Origin of the sequence: Vibrio sp. H11 (assembly GCF_004804295.1) — a bacterium.
GTDB classification, from domain to species: Bacteria; Pseudomonadota; Gammaproteobacteria; order Enterobacterales; family Vibrionaceae; genus Vibrio; species Vibrio ostreae.
Map to the genome: position 1 here is coordinate 58634 of NZ_SSHN01000016.1, position 16957 is coordinate 75590.

18 protein-coding genes are annotated in these 16957 nt (G+C 54.3%); 1 reads left to right on the forward strand and 17 read right to left on the reverse strand.

Annotated features, from left to right (window positions below; translation table 11 throughout):
• Positions 1 to 2: 2 nt before the first annotated feature.
• The 17 genes from E6C74_RS18920 to E6C74_RS19000 form a co-directional block, all read right to left on the reverse strand.
• On the reverse strand, positions 3 to 473 hold the full coding sequence (locus E6C74_RS18920; RefSeq protein WP_136487606.1) for an MSHA biogenesis protein MshP: 471 nt from the start codon (positions 471 to 473) through the stop codon (positions 3 to 5).
• The gene (locus E6C74_RS18925; protein ID WP_136487607.1) at positions 463 to 1164 is read right to left on the reverse strand and encodes a prepilin-type N-terminal cleavage/methylation domain-containing protein; all 702 of its coding nucleotides are present in this window, start codon (positions 1162 to 1164) and stop codon (positions 463 to 465) included. The genes E6C74_RS18920 and E6C74_RS18925 overlap by 11 nt, the downstream gene beginning before the upstream one ends.
• Entirely contained in the window at positions 1164 to 1745 is a 582-nt protein-coding gene (locus E6C74_RS18930) for a prepilin-type N-terminal cleavage/methylation domain-containing protein (RefSeq protein ID WP_136487608.1), read from the reverse strand. The genes E6C74_RS18925 and E6C74_RS18930 overlap by 1 nt, the downstream gene beginning before the upstream one ends.
• Complete coding sequence (locus tag E6C74_RS18935; RefSeq protein WP_136487609.1) at positions 1742 to 2236, reverse strand: prepilin-type N-terminal cleavage/methylation domain-containing protein; 495 nt, start codon at positions 2234 to 2236, stop codon at positions 1742 to 1744. The genes E6C74_RS18930 and E6C74_RS18935 overlap by 4 nt, the downstream gene beginning before the upstream one ends.
• A 120-nt stretch (positions 2237 to 2356) precedes the next feature.
• Positions 2357 to 2833, reverse strand: a complete 477-nt coding sequence (locus E6C74_RS18940; protein ID WP_136487610.1) for a type II secretion system protein — start codon at positions 2831 to 2833, stop codon at positions 2357 to 2359.
• A 33-nt stretch (positions 2834 to 2866) separates the two neighbouring features.
• Complete coding sequence (locus E6C74_RS18945; RefSeq protein WP_136487611.1) at positions 2867 to 3439, reverse strand: prepilin-type N-terminal cleavage/methylation domain-containing protein; 573 nt, start codon at positions 3437 to 3439, stop codon at positions 2867 to 2869.
• A 93-nt stretch (positions 3440 to 3532) separates the two neighbouring features.
• Positions 3533 to 3997: an MSHA biogenesis protein MshF gene (locus E6C74_RS18950; RefSeq protein WP_136487612.1), complete on the reverse strand. Its 465-nt coding sequence runs from the start codon at positions 3995 to 3997 to the stop codon at positions 3533 to 3535.
• A gap of 2 nt (positions 3998 to 3999) precedes the next feature.
• Entirely contained in the window at positions 4000 to 5229 is a 1230-nt protein-coding gene (locus E6C74_RS18955; protein ID WP_136487613.1) for a type II secretion system F family protein, read from the reverse strand.
• A gap of 8 nt (positions 5230 to 5237) precedes the next feature.
• On the reverse strand, positions 5238 to 6962 hold the full coding sequence (locus E6C74_RS18960) for a GspE/PulE family protein (RefSeq protein WP_136487614.1): 1725 nt from the start codon (positions 6960 to 6962) through the stop codon (positions 5238 to 5240).
• Entirely contained in the window at positions 6952 to 8064 is a 1113-nt protein-coding gene (locus E6C74_RS18965) for an MSHA biogenesis protein MshN (protein WP_136487615.1), read from the reverse strand. Before E6C74_RS18965 ends, E6C74_RS18960 begins: the two co-directional genes overlap by 11 nt.
• Complete coding sequence (locus E6C74_RS18970; protein WP_136487616.1) at positions 8064 to 8906, reverse strand: AAA family ATPase; 843 nt, start codon at positions 8904 to 8906, stop codon at positions 8064 to 8066. The genes E6C74_RS18965 and E6C74_RS18970 overlap by 1 nt, the downstream gene beginning before the upstream one ends.
• Positions 8907 to 8911: 5 nt before the next feature.
• Positions 8912 to 10570 carry a pilus (MSHA type) biogenesis protein MshL gene (mshL, locus tag E6C74_RS18975; RefSeq protein WP_136487617.1) on the reverse strand — a complete coding sequence of 553 codons (1659 nt, stop codon included), beginning with the start codon at positions 10568 to 10570 and terminating at the stop codon, positions 8912 to 8914.
• A gap of 15 nt (positions 10571 to 10585) precedes the next feature.
• Positions 10586 to 10927: an MSHA biogenesis protein MshK gene (locus E6C74_RS18980; protein ID WP_240798223.1), complete on the reverse strand. Its 342-nt coding sequence runs from the start codon at positions 10925 to 10927 to the stop codon at positions 10586 to 10588.
• A gap of 1 nt (position 10928) precedes the next feature.
• On the reverse strand, positions 10929 to 11585 hold the full coding sequence (gene pilO, locus E6C74_RS18985; RefSeq protein WP_136487618.1) for a type 4a pilus biogenesis protein PilO: 657 nt from the start codon (positions 11583 to 11585) through the stop codon (positions 10929 to 10931).
• Positions 11585 to 13030 (reverse strand): MSHA biogenesis protein MshI, encoded by a 1446-nt coding sequence (locus E6C74_RS18990; RefSeq protein WP_168797062.1) that lies wholly within the window; start codon positions 13028 to 13030, stop codon positions 11585 to 11587. The genes pilO and E6C74_RS18990 overlap by 1 nt, the downstream gene beginning before the upstream one ends.
• A gap of 8 nt (positions 13031 to 13038) precedes the next feature.
• A complete protein-coding gene (gene csrD, locus E6C74_RS18995) occupies positions 13039 to 15045 on the reverse strand; it encodes an RNase E specificity factor CsrD (RefSeq protein WP_136487619.1) in 2007 nt (668 codons plus the stop codon).
• Between the two features lie 384 nt (positions 15046 to 15429).
• A complete protein-coding gene (locus E6C74_RS19000; protein ID WP_136487620.1) occupies positions 15430 to 15975 on the reverse strand; it encodes a single-stranded DNA-binding protein in 546 nt (181 codons plus the stop codon).
• A gap of 284 nt (positions 15976 to 16259) precedes the next feature.
• Here E6C74_RS19000 and E6C74_RS19005 point away from each other — a divergent pair, with 284 nt between their 5' ends.
• Positions 16260 to 16910 carry a LuxR C-terminal-related transcriptional regulator gene (locus E6C74_RS19005; protein ID WP_136487621.1) on the forward strand — a complete coding sequence of 217 codons (651 nt, stop codon included), beginning with the start codon at positions 16260 to 16262 and terminating at the stop codon, positions 16908 to 16910.
• The last annotated feature ends 47 nt before the right edge of the window (positions 16911 to 16957 follow it).

Consider the following 16957-nt stretch of genomic DNA (forward strand, 5'->3'; position numbering starts at 1 on the left):
ATTTACTCCTTCACCAGCACATCCTGCACCCGTTCCACCTGATAACGACCACTGCCGCAGGTGACACGACTTTCCAGCTTAAACACTTGGTCATCCTGCAGCTCTCCCAGCGAGATGCACTGCGCTTGTGCTGAGCAACCCGGATATTGCGCCATGAGGTTGTCGACCTGGGTTGCAACTTCAGCCCACTGCTCGTTACATACCGTGCGCACCGCAGCCGACTGGCCGAGCGGATAGAATTGGGTCAGCGCCATCTCATTGACGGAATGGGCAGCAAACCAGGCCTGAGTACCGAGGAGTTCGCGCGCCAGGCCATCCTGATTGGACCATTCCATCCGGCTTAATGCCGAAGCGAGAAAGCCCATCACCACGATAACAAACAGGGCGACCATATATAAATTGCCGCCCTGTTTACGCCGCCCGGCCAATGGCTGACGGGCAGCTGGGCGCGATTGCACTTTATCAGGGAACATTGAGTACCTGCACATCCTGTTCAAAATCACTCGACTCACCATTCTGGCTGAAACGCAGCGACAAATGCACCACGCCACTGCGTTGCAAACTGGCCGACTCATAATCAAAACTGCCGCTGCTGATGCTGTCACCGACGATAACCCCATTGCGGCTGATGGTATTGGCAGCAAAATTAAGGCAATACTCCACCGCCGAGCGATACATATAAAATCGTTGTGCCACCGACTGGCTGCTGAGCGGCTGCGCTAAAGTCAGCGTGGTATCACTGCCGCTCATCGCAATGCCGCTGCCGGAGTTAAACTCTTCCTGATGACTCGGATTGATCATCATGGTCAAACCATCAAAGTTGAGCGAACTGCTCGCCTGCGACACGTTACCGACCAGAAAACTGAGCTGTGTGTTGTCTTCGCCGCCCAGGGCATAAAAACCGGAATAGACAATCGGGTAAAACGATAAACACTGCTGCGTACTGTCAGATGAGATCGCCAGACTGTTCGGGATAGCATGACGAATCTCACGCATCATTTTTTCCAGCACAAACTGGGCCTGGGTCTGGATACGCTGCCGGGCCACGCTATCAGCGTAGCCGCGACTGCCGAGTTCGACAAATCCGGCGATCCCGAGTACCAGAATCGAACCAACAATCAGGGTCAGGATCATTTCGACCAGAGTAAATCCGCGCGCGCGCATCAGTAATTCCCCCGATAGGCGACAAACTGGTACTGGCCATAACCGCCGGTATCCACTGTGAGGCGGATTTGCTTGAGTGCAGTCACTGCCGCCAGCGGCTGATAATTACTGCCGGCATAACTAACGGCCACAGTGACGGTAAAATGGCGGTAGTTGGCACTCACATCCTGGCCCAGCACATTGGCCAGCGGATAAACATCGGGATTCGAACCGCAATCGCTCGCCCTGTCGCTGTACCAGCAGCCAATATAGTCATCGACATCGTTAAACTGATCCGGTGAGGATTCTCCGGGCGTTGAATTCCCGTCCCGGCCCAGTGATTCAGGAGGCGTACACGCCTCGGCACCCGCTTCACCGCAGCGCAAAAAGCCGCCGTCAAAATCACTATTTTCGTCAAAACCGAGCGCCAGGATCTGGCTCATCATACTCTGGCCAAGATTGGCAGCGCGGGTCTGGTAATGCGGCGTGGCCGAGCGCTCGACCTGCGGATAGAGAAAACTGACCAGAGTCACCATCGCCAGACCAATAATCACCATCACCACAATGCTTTCAATCAGGGTGAAACCGCGCCAGCGCATCATACGCAACCTCCGCGTGACACATAGCCCTGCGAGTTAATGCAAATCTGGGTTGAGCTGTCCGGCGCGCTGATCAGTATCGTCAGGCCGGGCTGATTAATCCCGACCGGATTACCGAGCAGATCAAACGACAGGCTCTGGTTATTGAGCGATACAGAAGAGGCGAACGAGAGTTGGTCACCACGCAGCACATCACTGCGTAAGTCATCATTTCCGGCCTGACAGGCCGCGACCGAGCCTAAACAGTCTGGCGTCACCGCCAGGGTATAATAGCCGTTGCTTTGCAGCTGTTCGGCACTGAGGTTGGACTGCATGCGGCTGAGCTGGATCTGGCGGATAATCGAGATCGCCTGCTCCTGGGCGGTAAAGGCAGAAAAGCTCGCCACACCGATAAAGCGGCTGGCAGCGTACACCGACACAATGCCGATTAAGATGATCACCACGATCAGTTCCACCAGGGTAAACCCGGCGTTAGTACGAGCAGATGAGTGCATCGATTCTCTGGTTAAGGAAAGATAAAGGCTAAGTGTAGCAAGCCGGTCAAAGCTCAGGCTGTGATTTCAGACCGGCTAAAGCAATAAAGGCCAGCGAGGCTGGCCTTGGAATACATCTGATTAACAATCTCCTGCATCTGACACTGTAATAACAGGTTCGGATCCAGCGGTTTCTGCTGCTTTATATGTAACATTACAAGTCCAGTTTGGATTGTTTCCTGCTGGAGTAACCTGAATTACAGCACCCGCAGTATCAGCTCCCCCAGAAACTTGCCAATCACCGTCAGTATCAAATCCTTTCATAGCAGCTACAATGCCTGCACTGCTAGCAGTAGGGTATCCAAAAATAGTATTTACATTACCTTCGGCTGAAGAAATAACTACCACTTCATCGCTAGTTTCAACCCCACTAATCGCAGCCTTACCATAAACAATACCCGCAGCACCTTGCATTGCACCTTTCAGACCTTGAAGTGCTGACGCTCTAGCATCGCCTTGCAAATTCAGGAAACGCGGCGCGGCTGTGACCGCCAAAATGCCGAGGATTACGATCACTACCACCAGTTCGATAAGGGTAAAACCGCCTTGTCTTTTCATTGTAACTCTCTCTTATATAGAAAAATAAATCGTTTATTGTAAGGTGACCGTTACCCGGCCGGTTCGGATCTCGTACACAAACTGATGTGCGCTGTTGCCTTCCTGCTGCACGTAAGTGCAGGTCCAGTTACTGCCGTCAGCCTGTGCGCTGTATCGGATATCATCATTACTGCTGGCATTGGCCACCGTATCGACTTGCGGCGGGTTCTGCAGCAGGTTGTCCATCAAGTCGACACAATTCTGGTCATCCAGACTGCCCGGCGCGCTGCCACCGTTATCATTGAGCGCAAACGGATAACCGTCGCGAAAATCGGTGCTGGTGCCGCTGCTGTCCTGGGCGCGGGTCAGCCAGAAGTCCATGCCATCATAGTTAACCGTATTGTAGCGCTCGTTACCAACCGTCACCGAGGGACGCGAGCGCGCTTCCCACTGCGCACGGGCAGAGAGCACGCCAGTGGCATAACCACCGGCCACACCTTCAATACTGGCCTTTTTGGCCTCATCGGTAACGTCGAGAAAACGGGGTAAGGCGGCCACCGCCAGTAAGCCCACCACCACAATCACGATCACCAATTCGACCAGGGAGAAACCCGACTGCTTACTCATATCTCTAATCCTAACACACTCATCAATGTTGCATATACAGGCAACCGGTTTTCGCTCAACTTCGTGACACGGTAAATAGAATCTGCGGCCCGATTAAGGCTGCGGGCGTATTTTCGCTGAAAACCTGTTGTTTTGTAACCGTATTTCTATCGTATTGTCGTTGTGGTATTCAAACACACAATCATAGCCGTTACTCAGCGTTGTGCCAGTCACCCGCGGCGGCTGATTCAAAATTGTGCCCTGCGGGTAAAGCTGGGCTAACAGAGTGTTGCAATCTACCGCGCCCTCGCCGTTACCCTCGCCGTCCAGGCGCGGATAGAGCCAGCCATGCGGAGAGAATTCAATCCACTCACCGTCAATCTGACTGCGCTGCGGCTGGCCGCGCAGCAGCCACTCCTGCTTGTAAAAGTTGGCCCGCTCAATCATACGGCCGCTGGCTACCTCAAACGCGGTACGCTGTAATTCTCTGTTTATCGGCTGCCAGGCAGAAAACATGACCGCAATCAGACTCAATACCACCAAGGCCCACAAAATCAGGCCGGAACGCTGTGTGAGCACCGTTAACGCCCTTTGATGGCATCCATCATGCCCCACATCGGCAGGAAGATACCCAGCGCCAGTACCAATACCATCGCGGCGACAATCACCAGCAGAATAGGTTCGATCCTGGCGGTCAGCGTTTTGAGATCATAATCCACTTCACGATCATAGAAATCCGACACTTCGAGCAGCAGCTCATCAATCCGGCCGGTCTCTTCCCCGACCGCGATCATCTGGATCACCAGCGGGGTAAACACGCCACTGTTGATCGCTGTGGCCGACACACTGCTGCCAGCCTCAATCGCCGCCTTCATCTCCAGCAGGCGCGCCTCGAGAAACTTATTGTCGAGCGCTTCGGCAGCCAGAGCCAACGACTGATTAAGTGGCACCCCAGCACGTAACATTAAGGAAAACGTGCGGGAAAAACGCGACAACTGTGCCCGATTGACTATGGTGCCGACAATCGGCATACGCAGGCGGAATTTATCCCACTTTTCGCGTCCGGCTGCGGTGTTGAGCCAGGCGCGAAACGCAAACAGCAAGGCCACCATCACCGCGACCATACCCAGCCAGTAGTGAACGAAAAAGTCCGACATACCAATCAGAATCCGGGTCGGCAACGGCAGATCAACACCGAAGCGCTTAAACATGCTGGCAAACTGCGGAATCACTTTGATATTGAGAATAAACAGCGCCAGTAAGATAAAACTGATCACAAAGGTCGGATAACGCAACGCGGTTTTGATCCGTTTGCGGGTTTCAACCTCCTGCTCATAGTAGTTGGCCAGCTGTAATAATGCCTGATCAAGACGACCGGTATTTTCACCGACATTGATCATCGATACAAATAGCGGGCTGAACACACCGGCATGCATCTGCATCGCCGATGACAGACCACGTCCGTTGGTCAGTTCGTTGGTCACTTCTTCCAGCGCATGCTGCAACTGCTTGTTGGAGCAGTTTTGAGTCAGACCTTTGATCGAACGCAGCAGTGGCACACCGGCCTTGGTCAGGCTGTACATCTGGCGGCAGAAGATCACCATGACTTCGAGCGGTACCGCAGGTACCAGCAGCGTGCGCCAGTCAAAACCGCTACCAGCGCTGGTTTTGCCTTTACCGCGCGCGATCGACGTCGGGATCACCCCTTTGTTGATCAGCGTTTCAGCCGCCAGCTCTTCGTTCGGCGCTTCAACCGAACCTGAGGCCTTGCTGCCGTCCAGATTGCGGCCTGAGTAACGATAGGTTGGCATACGTTATCCTACAACTCGAACGCCTGGGCCATGCCGGACGAGTCACCCTCACCCAGGGCCATCACTTCATCCAGACTGACCACGCCCTGCAGCGCCAGCTCCATCGCCGACACCAACAGAGGTTTGTAGTCTTTATCGGCGCGCGCAGCGCGGGCAAAACCGACCGCATCATTGGCACGCAGTGCGTCCATCATATGGTGTTCCAGCTCCAGCATTTCAAATACCCCGATCCGACCGCGATAGCCGGTCAGGTTACAGCTCTGGCAGCCGCGGCCACGCAGAAACGGCGCCGCGACCTGATTGGGAAAACGCTGTGCCAGCCACTGCTGGCGCGCATCATCCACCACATCCTCGCTTTTACAATCCGGGCAGACTTTACGGATCAGGCGTTGTGCAATAACGGCCCGCACCGCACTGGCCACCAGGTAGCCAGGTGCGCCCATATCAATCAGACGCAGCGCACTGTCGACTGCGTCGTTAGTATGCAGGGTCGACAGCACCAGGTGACCGGTCAGTGCCGCACGCAGGCCAATTTCCACCGTCTCCTGGTCACGCATCTCACCGACCAGAATGATATCCGGGTCCTGACGCAGAAAGGTGCGCAGCAGGGTTGAGAAATCGAGATTAATTTTCGGATTAACCTGCACCTGGTTGACCCGCTCGATGCGGTATTCAACCGGGTCTTCCGCGGTAATGATTTTCTTACCGGCGACATTAAGCTCGGACAGCGCACCATACAAAGTGGTGGTTTTACCGGAACCGGTCGGCCCGGTAACCAGGATCATACCATGCGGGCGTTTAAGCTGACGCCGTAGACGCAGCAACAGATCTTCCGGAATACCGGACTGTTCCAGCTTGCGCACCCCGGAGGTCTGGTTGAGCAGACGCATCACCACCGACTCACCATGCTGCACCGGCATGGTCGACATCCGGATATCCACTGACTGACCTTTACTGCGGATATTAAACCGGCCGTCCTGCGGCAAGCGTTTCTCGGAAATATCCAGGTTGGCCATCAGTTTGAGGCGCAGTACCAGCGCCGGTGCGATGTTAACTTCATTAAGCAGGGTTTCATGCAACACCCCGTCGATGCGCTGGCGCAGACGCAGCATGTTCGCTTCCGGCTCAATATGGATATCCGACGCACCGACCTGAATCGCGTCTTCAAACAAGGAGTTGATCAACTTCACCACGGTGACATCTTCGCTGTCTTCACCGCCTATGGTGTAGTCAAAAGCATCGTTGCCCTGGTGTTCAGCGTGCAGCTGCTCCGCAAACGAGGCGATTTCTTTAGTGCGACGGTAATATCGGTCAAACCCTTCCACCAGCTGCTTTTCCGAGGCAATCACAAACTCAAAGCCGTACATCGGCAGCTGGTTTAGCAGCGACTCCTGGGCAAACAGATCCGCCGGATCACTCATGGCGACGCGCAGAATATCGCCTTCACGGCCAATCACCAGCGCCCGTAAGCGGCGCGCATGCACTTCCGGCAGCAGTTGCACCGCATCAATGTCGATGTGGGCGCGATTGAGATCAATCAGTGGCAGAGAAAGCTGCTGGGACAGAAAGGTCAGCATCTGCTGCTCGGTGAGAAAACCAAGCTCAATCAGAGTGCTGCCCAGTTTACGCCCGCTTTCACGCTGGGCTACCAGCGCCTGCTCAAGCTGCGTTTCACTGACAATACCCTCTTCAACCAGCAGGTCGCCGAGACGTTTCCGAAGTTTAATTTGCACGTTTGTCTTCCTCCACAGCAGCAATCACGGCCAGACGATCGCGGATAAAGGTTTGTGATTGCGAAGAGAGTCCCACTTTGCTCAGCGCCTGCTGATACGACGCTCTCGCCTCAGGCAGGGTGAACGCCCGCTCCTGCTGAATGGCCAGACCCAGCCACCAGCGGCCATTGCCGGGCTCTTTTTGTGTCAGCGCCTGATAGCTCTCCAGCGCCAGTTCGTTATGTTTACTCTTTTGCGCCAGAGCGGCGCGCAGCGATAAATACTCCAGCGATGGCGCGGCAGGCAGAAAAGCCAATGGCGACAGCGCCGCTTCCGGCTGCTGTTCTTTAATCAGTAATTTCGCCAGAGCGATACGCAGCCGCTCGCCCTGGCGATTAAGTTCAATGCCGTTTTGCAGCAGGTCAAACGCACGCCGTACATCCCCTTTACCGTAGTAAAGCGCCGCCAGTTTCTGGCGCACGGTTTCATCCTCCAGGGTATAACGCAGTGCTTCACTGTAGGCATCGACCGCATCCTGAAAATCATTGCTGTCGAGCGCTTTATCGGCGCGGCTGAGCGCTTTTTGCGCCAGTTGCTGCGGGGTCAGTTCCACCTGCTCAACCATCATGTGCGCGTCACGGTTATCGCTTTCCACGCTCTGTGCCGATGTATCGGTAGCCGATTGACGATCTGACTCCTGCGCAGCAGGTTGCTGCGGCGGCGCCGATCGCGGTGCCGTGACGGATGGAGGCGGTGGCTGAGATTGAGCCGCGGCTTGAGCGACATTTTTTTCGCGCGGCGCATCACTAACGGTACGTGACGGCCGGTAGACTTCAATCGCCGTCGGGCTGGTATTGCGGGTCGGCGAAGCCGTCGGAGCTAACTCAGTTTGCTGCGCTGCGAGCAAGACAGGTTCGCCTTGCCCTTCGTCCGCTGGCAGACTGTGCGGCGCCTGCCAGGACACCGCCCAGCCGCCTAAAGCCAGGCTGAGCGCGCAACCGCCCAGCGCCCAGACCCAGCCGGGGCGGGTTTTCACCGGCGCCACACGGGCCGCTTCAATCTGCTCCAGTGAGGCTCCGCGCTTGGCCGCCAACTGGGACAGCGCTTTGTTGATCTCACTCATTACTGACTCCATCCCCACAGCAGCGGGGTTTTGAATTTAGGTTTACAGGTATCAAAAGTGTCATGAATTGCCGCATAAACATGCTGGTTGCTCACTTCAGGTACCGCATCATAAAACGCCAGTAACAGCGCTTTATGGCACACCTGGTTGATAAGACGCGGGATACCATGACACGCGCGCCACAAGGCTTTCTTTTGCCCGAGGCTGAACAGCTCCTGAGCCGCACCGGACTTTTGTAAACGGTTATCGATATAAGCCACGCTCTCTGCCAGATTGAGCGGACGCAGGGTGGCACTGAAAGTGATGCGCTGACGAAACTGGCGCAGATGATGTTCGCTCAGGCGCACATCCAGTTCCGGCTGGCCTATCAATACCATCTGCAGTAATTTGGTCTGTTCGGTTTCCAGGTTGCCGAACAAACGCAGCACTTCCAGCGCTTCATCGGATAACGCCTGCGCTTCGTCCACCATAGCGACCACCCGCTTGCCCTCATCGTGCAGCGTCATCAAACGGGCCTGAATGCTTTCCACCAGCGTGCTGTCACTGAGTTCACCGAGCTGCAGTTCGTGGGCCACCGCGCGGCGCAACTCCATCGCACTCAGCGCTGGATTGGGTAAATAGAGCAGCTCGACATCAGAGGACAAATGGGTCAGCAACATCCGGCACACCATGGTTTTACCGGTGCCGACTTCACCGGTGATTTTGATTACCCCTTCGCCCATTTCCAGCGCGGCGCCGACACTTTGAATCGCCTCATAATGCGGCGCTAAGCCCAGAAATAACCGCGTGTCCGGTGTGAGGTGAAACGGCAACTGCTCCAATCCGAAGTGGGCCAGATACATAATAATTACTCAGCGTCCGGGAACCATTCCTGCAGCAGATCGCGCGAACGTTCCAGCTCTTTATGCCAGGTGTTCACCCCGACCACGGTCGGCTTCAGCAAGATGACCAGCTCGGTTTTCTCTTTGGTCTGGGTGGTGCTGCGGAACAGGTGGCCGAGGGCAGGAATATCGCCCAAAAACGGCACTTTCGACACGCTGTTACTGGTATCGGTTTTCATCAGACCGCCAATCACCACCACATCGCCATCCTGAGCACGAATCACCGAATCCGATTCACGAATCGAACTGCGCGCCAGTGGCAGCGTAAAAGTGCTGTCGTTATAGGTAATTTCTTTGTCCTGCTGCTCGACTTCGATTACAGACGGGTGCACATGCAGCAGCACATTGCCTTTATCATCGATCTGCGGCGTGACATCGAGCGAGATGCCGGAGAAGAACGGCGTCAGTTCAACGTTGGGGGCAGCCTGGGTATTGTCGCCCGAGCCGACCACACTGGTCAGATCGGTCACATAGTACTCATCACTGCCGACCTTGATCACCGCTTTCTGGTTGTTGGCAGCCGTCACGCGCGGGCTGGACAGCACATTCAGATCGCCCTGGGTGGCCATAAAATTAAGCACCGAGGTAAAACTGCCGTCGGAAATGGTGATATTGGTCTGGCCGCCGAGCAAGGTACCGATGGCATCCAGTCCCGGCAGGGTCGAGCTACCGCTGCCAACCCGGTTGATCACCACATCGCCGTTACCGAGCGACATGTTTGACCAGTTAATCCCTTGCTGATAGCTGTCAGTCAGAGCCACTTCGAGAATTTTCGCTTCCAGCACTACCTGGCGCTGCATACGCTGCTGCGACACATCGAGAAAACGGCGCACTTCGCGGATTTCATCCGGATAGGCACGCAGAGTGATCACCCCCGCTTGCGGGGTCACCACCACATTCTGCCCGCGCCCGCTGCCAATCAGGCGGCCGACCGCGGTTTCCAGCTGTGGCCAGAAGTCACTCTCACTGGTGGTTTCGATTTCTGTCCCGCCACGTGCTGTTTCTGCCGAAACCGAGCTTTCCCGATTAGACCCGTTTGAATCAGAAGATGAAGAACTATTGCTGTTGACTGAACGTCTTCCGTTACTTGAATTATTACTGGAGTCCGTATTGGTAATCGTACCGGTGGTGATCGACGTCAAGGAGCGGCCACTGCGCTTAAACTGCAGATAATCGACCGGAATGGTCACGGTACGCAGGCCCGCCGGATACACCTGCACCACTTTTCCCTGGGTTTCGATGTCATAACCGTACAGGTTGCGTACCACATCCAGTGCTTCATCCAGAGTAACATCGCTCAGATTGACCGTGATGTTGCCTTCAACGGCAGGGTGAATGGCTACGCTGTAGCCGGTATTTTGTACCAGGCTGGCAAAAAAGGCCTTGGCATCCACCTCTTTGGCCTGAATGCGAAAGCGCTTGAGATTACGCACCGCACCGGATTCCGTCTCATGCAAATCGGGCATCAGATCGGCTTCGACCGAAGCGGGCAACTGCTCCAGATTACGGCTGTTTGAGTCCTGAATCGACTGGTCAAGTGACTTCTTTACCTCAACCGGATCCCGATGCCCCATCGAACACCCCATTAAGGCGGCGATCATGACACCGATAACCACTTTACGCATAAGTAATCTTCTACCTTATTGTTTGATATCAAGGGAAAACAGCGTGAGTTCCCAATGCTGTCCACCACGCGTGAGCCTGACCATGGATTCAGTCACAGCCGCGACCAGATAACCATCCACTTTATCGCCGCTCTGCACGACCTGGTCGTTGACGATGGCATTGCAGGTCTGGCTGCACAAAATGCTGTGCAGCTCAGGTAACGCCGTTTTCGCCGGTGCACTGGCTTTAGCAGCCGGAGTAAACCCCAGCGGCGCGGTCGGATCTGTGCTGGCAAATGCCAAAGTGCTGCCGAGGAGCGCGCCGCCCAGCAGCATATAACTTTGCCTGACTCGTATTGTCAGCCTGCGAATTACCATATTAGCCACCAATAAACTCCTGGCGTGAGCCCAGGGTATACACCTGCACAATCAGGCGTGCCTGCGGGTATTCTTCCACCGCGTAGTGGAAACTGCGCCAGTAGTATTTGACCGGCAGACTCTCCAGCGCCAGCAGATAATCACGGATGGCAAAATAGCTCCCCGTCAGCTCAAGGCGCACCGGATGGACATAATACGTGCTGCTTTCCTGCTCCTGCTGCGGTTGACCGGTTTTCATCGGCTCAGCCGGCAGTGACGTCAGACTGATCAATTTGAGCTTGCTGCTGCGCTCTAAAACGCTTTGCAGCAATTGTGCCATTTGAGTCGGCGAAACCAGAGTCGACGTCAGTTCAGCCAAGGTCATCGACAGCTCCTGACTCTGCGCTTGCAGGCTGGCGAGCTGCTTATCGACATCCGCATCGGGATTTTTGCTCAGCGCGACTTCAAACTGCTGAATCGTCATCACTTTGCTGCCATTCGCTGCATTCAGACTGGCCAGTTGGCTGCGTTGCTGCTGGTAGCGTGCCAGGACAGGATCCAGCAGCCAGGTCTGCAGCAGCAAGGCAACCGCGACTAAACCACACACGGCAATCAGCCATTTCTCGCGCGCCGAGCGCACAGCAAAAGCCTCGTTCCAGGCAATCCAGCGTTGCTTCATCACTTAGCTCCTTGCTGAGTCTTCAGTTCAAAAGTAATCACATCATCGTCATTGCGGCCAATCACCAAGCGGTCAAAACTGCGTCCGGTCAGGTGCAATTCACTCTGAAACTCGGCAATCCAGCTCGGCACCACTTCCGCATCACGGGCCAGCCCTTCAATGTCGAAGCGCTGCGGCGTCATATCAATCTGACGCAATGAAATATCTCTGCGGGCCAGTTTGGCCAGGGCATTCATCACTCCGGAATAACCCACCTGCTGGGAGTGATCAAACTGATTGATCGCAGCCAGTGACTCCTGTTTAGCGTCAATCTCTTTTTTGAGCCGGGCGACAGCAGCCAGTTTCTCTGCCGAGGGCTGATGCTGGGCGACCTGCTGTTTCAAGGTGCTGATCTGTTTGTCCCGCTGCGCTGCGAGCGCTTTAGCCTCCGCAACCTGCTGATCCAGAGCAGACAAACGAAAGTGATAAACGACGGCCACAGCCAGCATGATCAACGCCACTCCGCCCCAGGCGAGGCAAACATTAGCCAGGGTGAAATGATCTTTTTGCGGCTTGAGCTGCTGCTGATAGAAATTCACCGCTGAGTCAGGCAGATGGCGGCAATGGCGCGCCAGCAACTGGCCGGATAACTCCTGCGGCACCTCATCGGAGAGAGTGAACACCTTTACGTTCAAACGCTCATTCAAGCCGCTAATCAACTCCGCATGATCCTCGCCATCACAGCAGATATGCAGCTGATGCAGGGGAATGCCTTTTAGCTGGGAGGAGAGGTAATCAATCGAACGTTGCAGTTCCAGAGCCAGTCCGTCCAGTTGCAACATCGAGCTGGCCATACCGGTTAGCGGCGCGACGATGCCGCGCAAAGTGCGCTGGAAATTACACTGCTTATCGACAAACGCATCCAGTTTAAAATGGCCGCCCTGACTGCGTTGCAACAACAAAAAGTGCGCCTGTTCGGGCAGGCAATGAGCCCAGACTTCCTGCTCGGGAACCATGCGCCCCAGATGGCAGCCGAGCTTTTCCAGACTGTCCGCCAACTCGAGGATCGGCGCTTTGGTCATGACATACGTCTGGACCTTGTTGCTGCCGGTCAACGGGTGAGCATCAGCGACCACCTCGGTCACTTTCTCGCTGATTAGATCTTTAAGTAGAAAAGGCAGGGCGGCCGTCCACTCTTCACGCGGTACGGCCGGCTGATCAATCTGGTAGCTCTGATAAAGCTGGGAGTGTAACACCACATCCAGGGTGACCCCTTTCAGGCCGGCTTTGCGCACCGCTGCACACAAAGCTTGTTGCCAGCTATGACCGTCAAGCGTGCTGCGTTCCGGCAAGGCAGGCACAGCCGCAGAGGCAAAATAAATTGCATCTGGCTGCACCACAGCGCTGATGGTGTGCTTCTGGCTGCTCTTGCGGGTCAGTTTCTTGATTACATCATCCAATGTCATAGATTATTTCACTTTGTTCGCCAGCGGTTACGACGTCCGGGTTTGACCAGACTTTTCAGTGCGTTGACAGGCGGTGGCGGCGCAGGAATCAAATCCTGCTCTTCGGCAAACAGACGCCCCTGGCCACCATCAACACCGAGCGACAACAACATCTGCCATTCGGATTCACTCTCCACCCCGACCGCAATCACTTTGGTTTCCGTGCCGCTGCACACCCCGATCATACTGCGTACAAACAGCTGATTTTCATGGCGCTGATCGATGTTCTTAATGAGGCTACGATGTAGTTTCAAATACTTAATTTTTAAATCTTTAATGTAATGAGTGGCGACAATAGTCCGCCCGGCCTGGCCAACCACCAGCTCACAGCCCATTCCGGCCATCATCCGCATCACCGGACGCATGTAATCGAGATGCTGCACCAGATGTCCTTCAGCAAATTCGAACGACAAACGCGAGCGCAGGCTATGCGGCAACTGCATCAGCTCATTGCGGAACCAGCGCAGATAGCGCTTATCGGCAAACGGCACCACATGCATATTGAGCGAGAAGGTTTCAGCCTCCCACTCGGCTTGTTTGAGCAGTTGCAGCACCCGGCTGAATACGGCGCGATCCAGTACCATTTCATAGCCAACCGTTTCTAGTGCAGCGCTGAAGCGGGAGGCTTTCAGCAGACCCTGCTCAGGATCATCAATCCGTACAAATAACTCATTATGAACTAATGTTAGTCCATTAACCGCATCAGATAAATAACATGGCTGACGAAAAAGCCTGATTTTTTCGGGAGTTAAGCATTGGTCAAACAGAGTTCTCCAGCGTACGCTACCGCGCTCATCATCTACTTTGGCCACTTTTTTAAACCGGCTCCAGGCATTACTGCCCTGCAACTGGGCGCTGCGCAGTGCCGTTTCCGCTTCATCAATAATCCGGCCACGTCGCTCACCTTCCTGGTACATACTGACTCCGATATGGAACCAGTTGTCATGATCCATCGGGATTGGCGGTGTGATGCGTTCAATTAATTTGAGACATTGTGTCGCTACATGCGCGACATCCTTCGAGCTCTGATTCGGCATAAAAATAGCAAATACCGCATCGTAATAGCGGGACAGAATCACTTCCGGATAACGGGCAATGACGTTGGAGATGCACTCTCCGACCTCAACCACAAAATCATCAATGGTACGTTTATCCTGCTCTTCCCGCGCGGCATCCAGCTCTTCCATACGAATCATAATCACGCCGCCATGAGCGCCGCTTTCCAGCATGGTTGATTCCAGCTTACTGTCGAACAATATCCGGTTGGCCGCCCCGGTCAGCTGATCCAGAAACGTCTGGCTGCGGATAAAGGTATCAAAACGGCTGCGTTCCTGGCGCGCATCCTGTAACTCTTCAATCAACACATCCAACGCTTCACTGGCGGTATACGGCCACTCACGCTCATCTCCTTTGGCGTACTGCTCAACCCGGCCGGCCAGAATCATCCGCCCGCGCTCTTCCAGCAGCTCTGAGCCATGCAACTGCTCTTTGAGCCACTTCACTCCGCGCACCAGGCAGAACACGATTAACATCACCGCCAGAGTGATCGAGCCCATGGCACCCATGGAGTAACCATAACCGAGGTATGGCGGGACTATCTTGAAATGAATCGAGTAGCCCTGATTACGCGCTAAAGCGATATCCGTATCGTACAGACGAGCGGGGTCGGTCTTCGATGAGGTATCTTTAAAACGGTAGATAGTGCCGGCCGGCGAAGAGAGCTGCATCTCCACGATGTTAGAGGCCTGCAGCATTTTGGGCATCCAGCGCTGCATGGAGTATGCCGCATCCGGATCTTCTAATTCTTTGTCCACCACCTCAACGATCCCGTGCAGGTAGTGATTGAGGTACTCCTGCCCCATACGCTGAAACGACAAAGTGCCACCGATGAACAGAATAAACATCGCACTGATAACAATTAACGTAACGAACGCAACTAAACGCGTACTCAATTTAAGCGTCGGTGTATACCGCATGAAACTGAATTCCCTTCCTATTCATCGGTTGAGGCAACAAACTCAACGGGCATTGAAGCATTCTGTCACTCGGGATCCCGGTGATCTTATTCACTCAAAGCGACCAGCGGAGCTGATCAATACAGCTTTGCGAGCCGAGAAGTCATGCTTATTGTGATGTCCCGTCTGGCGGTGGACTATATCATCCGATGCTCGCCATCAATACGCGGACGGGTTTACTGCCTGATAATCGATGTTCGACCCCGCCTCAATACCGGGTTGCGCGGTATCAGCGGGAGACTCAGTCTGGGCTGGATACGGTTCCTGAAGCCACAATTTGAGTATCGATGAGTTAACTATATAAAAAAGCCGCGAAATTCGCGGCTTTTTTATATCTCGGAGCTCTTAGAATGGGATGTCGTCATCAAAATCCATTGGTGGCTCATTGTACTGCGGCTGCGACTGCTGCGGTGCCTGCTGCTGCTGTGGCTGTTGTGGCTGGCGCTGCTGCATTGCCGGTTGCTGAGGCTGACCCCAACCACCCTGCTGTTGTGATGACTGGTTCATGCCACCACCTTGTTGCGGCATACCGCCTTGCTGACGGCCACCCAGCATCTGCATGATACCGTTATAACCCTGAACAACGATTTCAGTGGTGTAACGATCCTGACCAGATTGATCCTGCCATTTACGAGTCTGCAGTTGGCCTTCAATATAAACCTGTGAACCTTTACGCAGGTATTCACCAGCGACTTCTGCCAGCTTGCCGAACAGAGCAACACGGTGCCATTCGGTTTTCTCGCGCTGTTCACCAGTCGCTTTGTCACGCCATGTTTCTGACGTAGCAACTGTGATGTTTGCTACCGCACCACCACTAGGCATGTAGCGAACTTCAGGATCGCCACCCAGGTTACCAACCAAAATTACTTTATTCACGCCACGGCTTGCCATGTTCTGCTCCGTATTTAAATTCGGTGTATTTCTGAAATAGTCGGCAAGGATAACATGCTTTGCATCGACTACCAATCATCCACCAGATAGTTCTCTCTCCCGGCGCAAAAATCCATCCTTCACGCTCAATTTCTTCGGCGCACTTCGAGCTTTTTACCCCTGATAAGCTGCTCATTTACCTGAACAATTGAATTCTCACGCAAAGCCTGATTTTGCATTCGCCTCTGTCGATTAATTTCGGCATGTTACAGCTTTCAGCCCCACAGATGGAAAGGAGAACTGTCATGTCACGCACCAATTACACCCGCACGATTTACCTGCTGTGTCCGGATCAAAACCAGCCACCCGCCCCCTCGCTGCAAGAGGCATTATCGCGTCTGCCAGTCGACGTACCCAGCATCGAACCCGAACAACTCCTGCACGAATACAAAACCGACAAACATAAAATCCTGTTATTTAATTATGACCAACACCAGGAACTTCGCCAGCGCCTGAGCCCGTTACGGCTGACCAATATCAACCTGGAAACCATACTGTTTAATGTCAACCGCCGGCTGCGCACCGAGGATTTGCTCTCATTCGGTCATCTTAAGGGGCTGTTTTATCGGCAAGACACGCCTGAACTGATTGCCGACAATCTGGCGGAAATCATCAATGGCTATAATCGCCTGCCGCGCCATGTCAGTAGTCAGCTGCTGCATCATTTCCGTCACGTCTGTCAGCATCACAACACCCAGGCCAGCCTCAACCTGACCACGCGCGAGCTGGAAATACTGCGCTGCCTGCAGACCGGCAAGTCCAACCTCAGAATGGCGGAAAGTCTGTTCATCAGTGAATTTACGGTCAAATCGCATCTCTATCAGATCTTTAAAAAGATTGCGGTCAAAAACCGTACTCAGGCGGTCGCCTGGGCTAACCAAAATCTGTTCTCATAACTGAGGTGAGCAGCACATTTTCTGGTCCGGGACAGAGAATGTGCTGA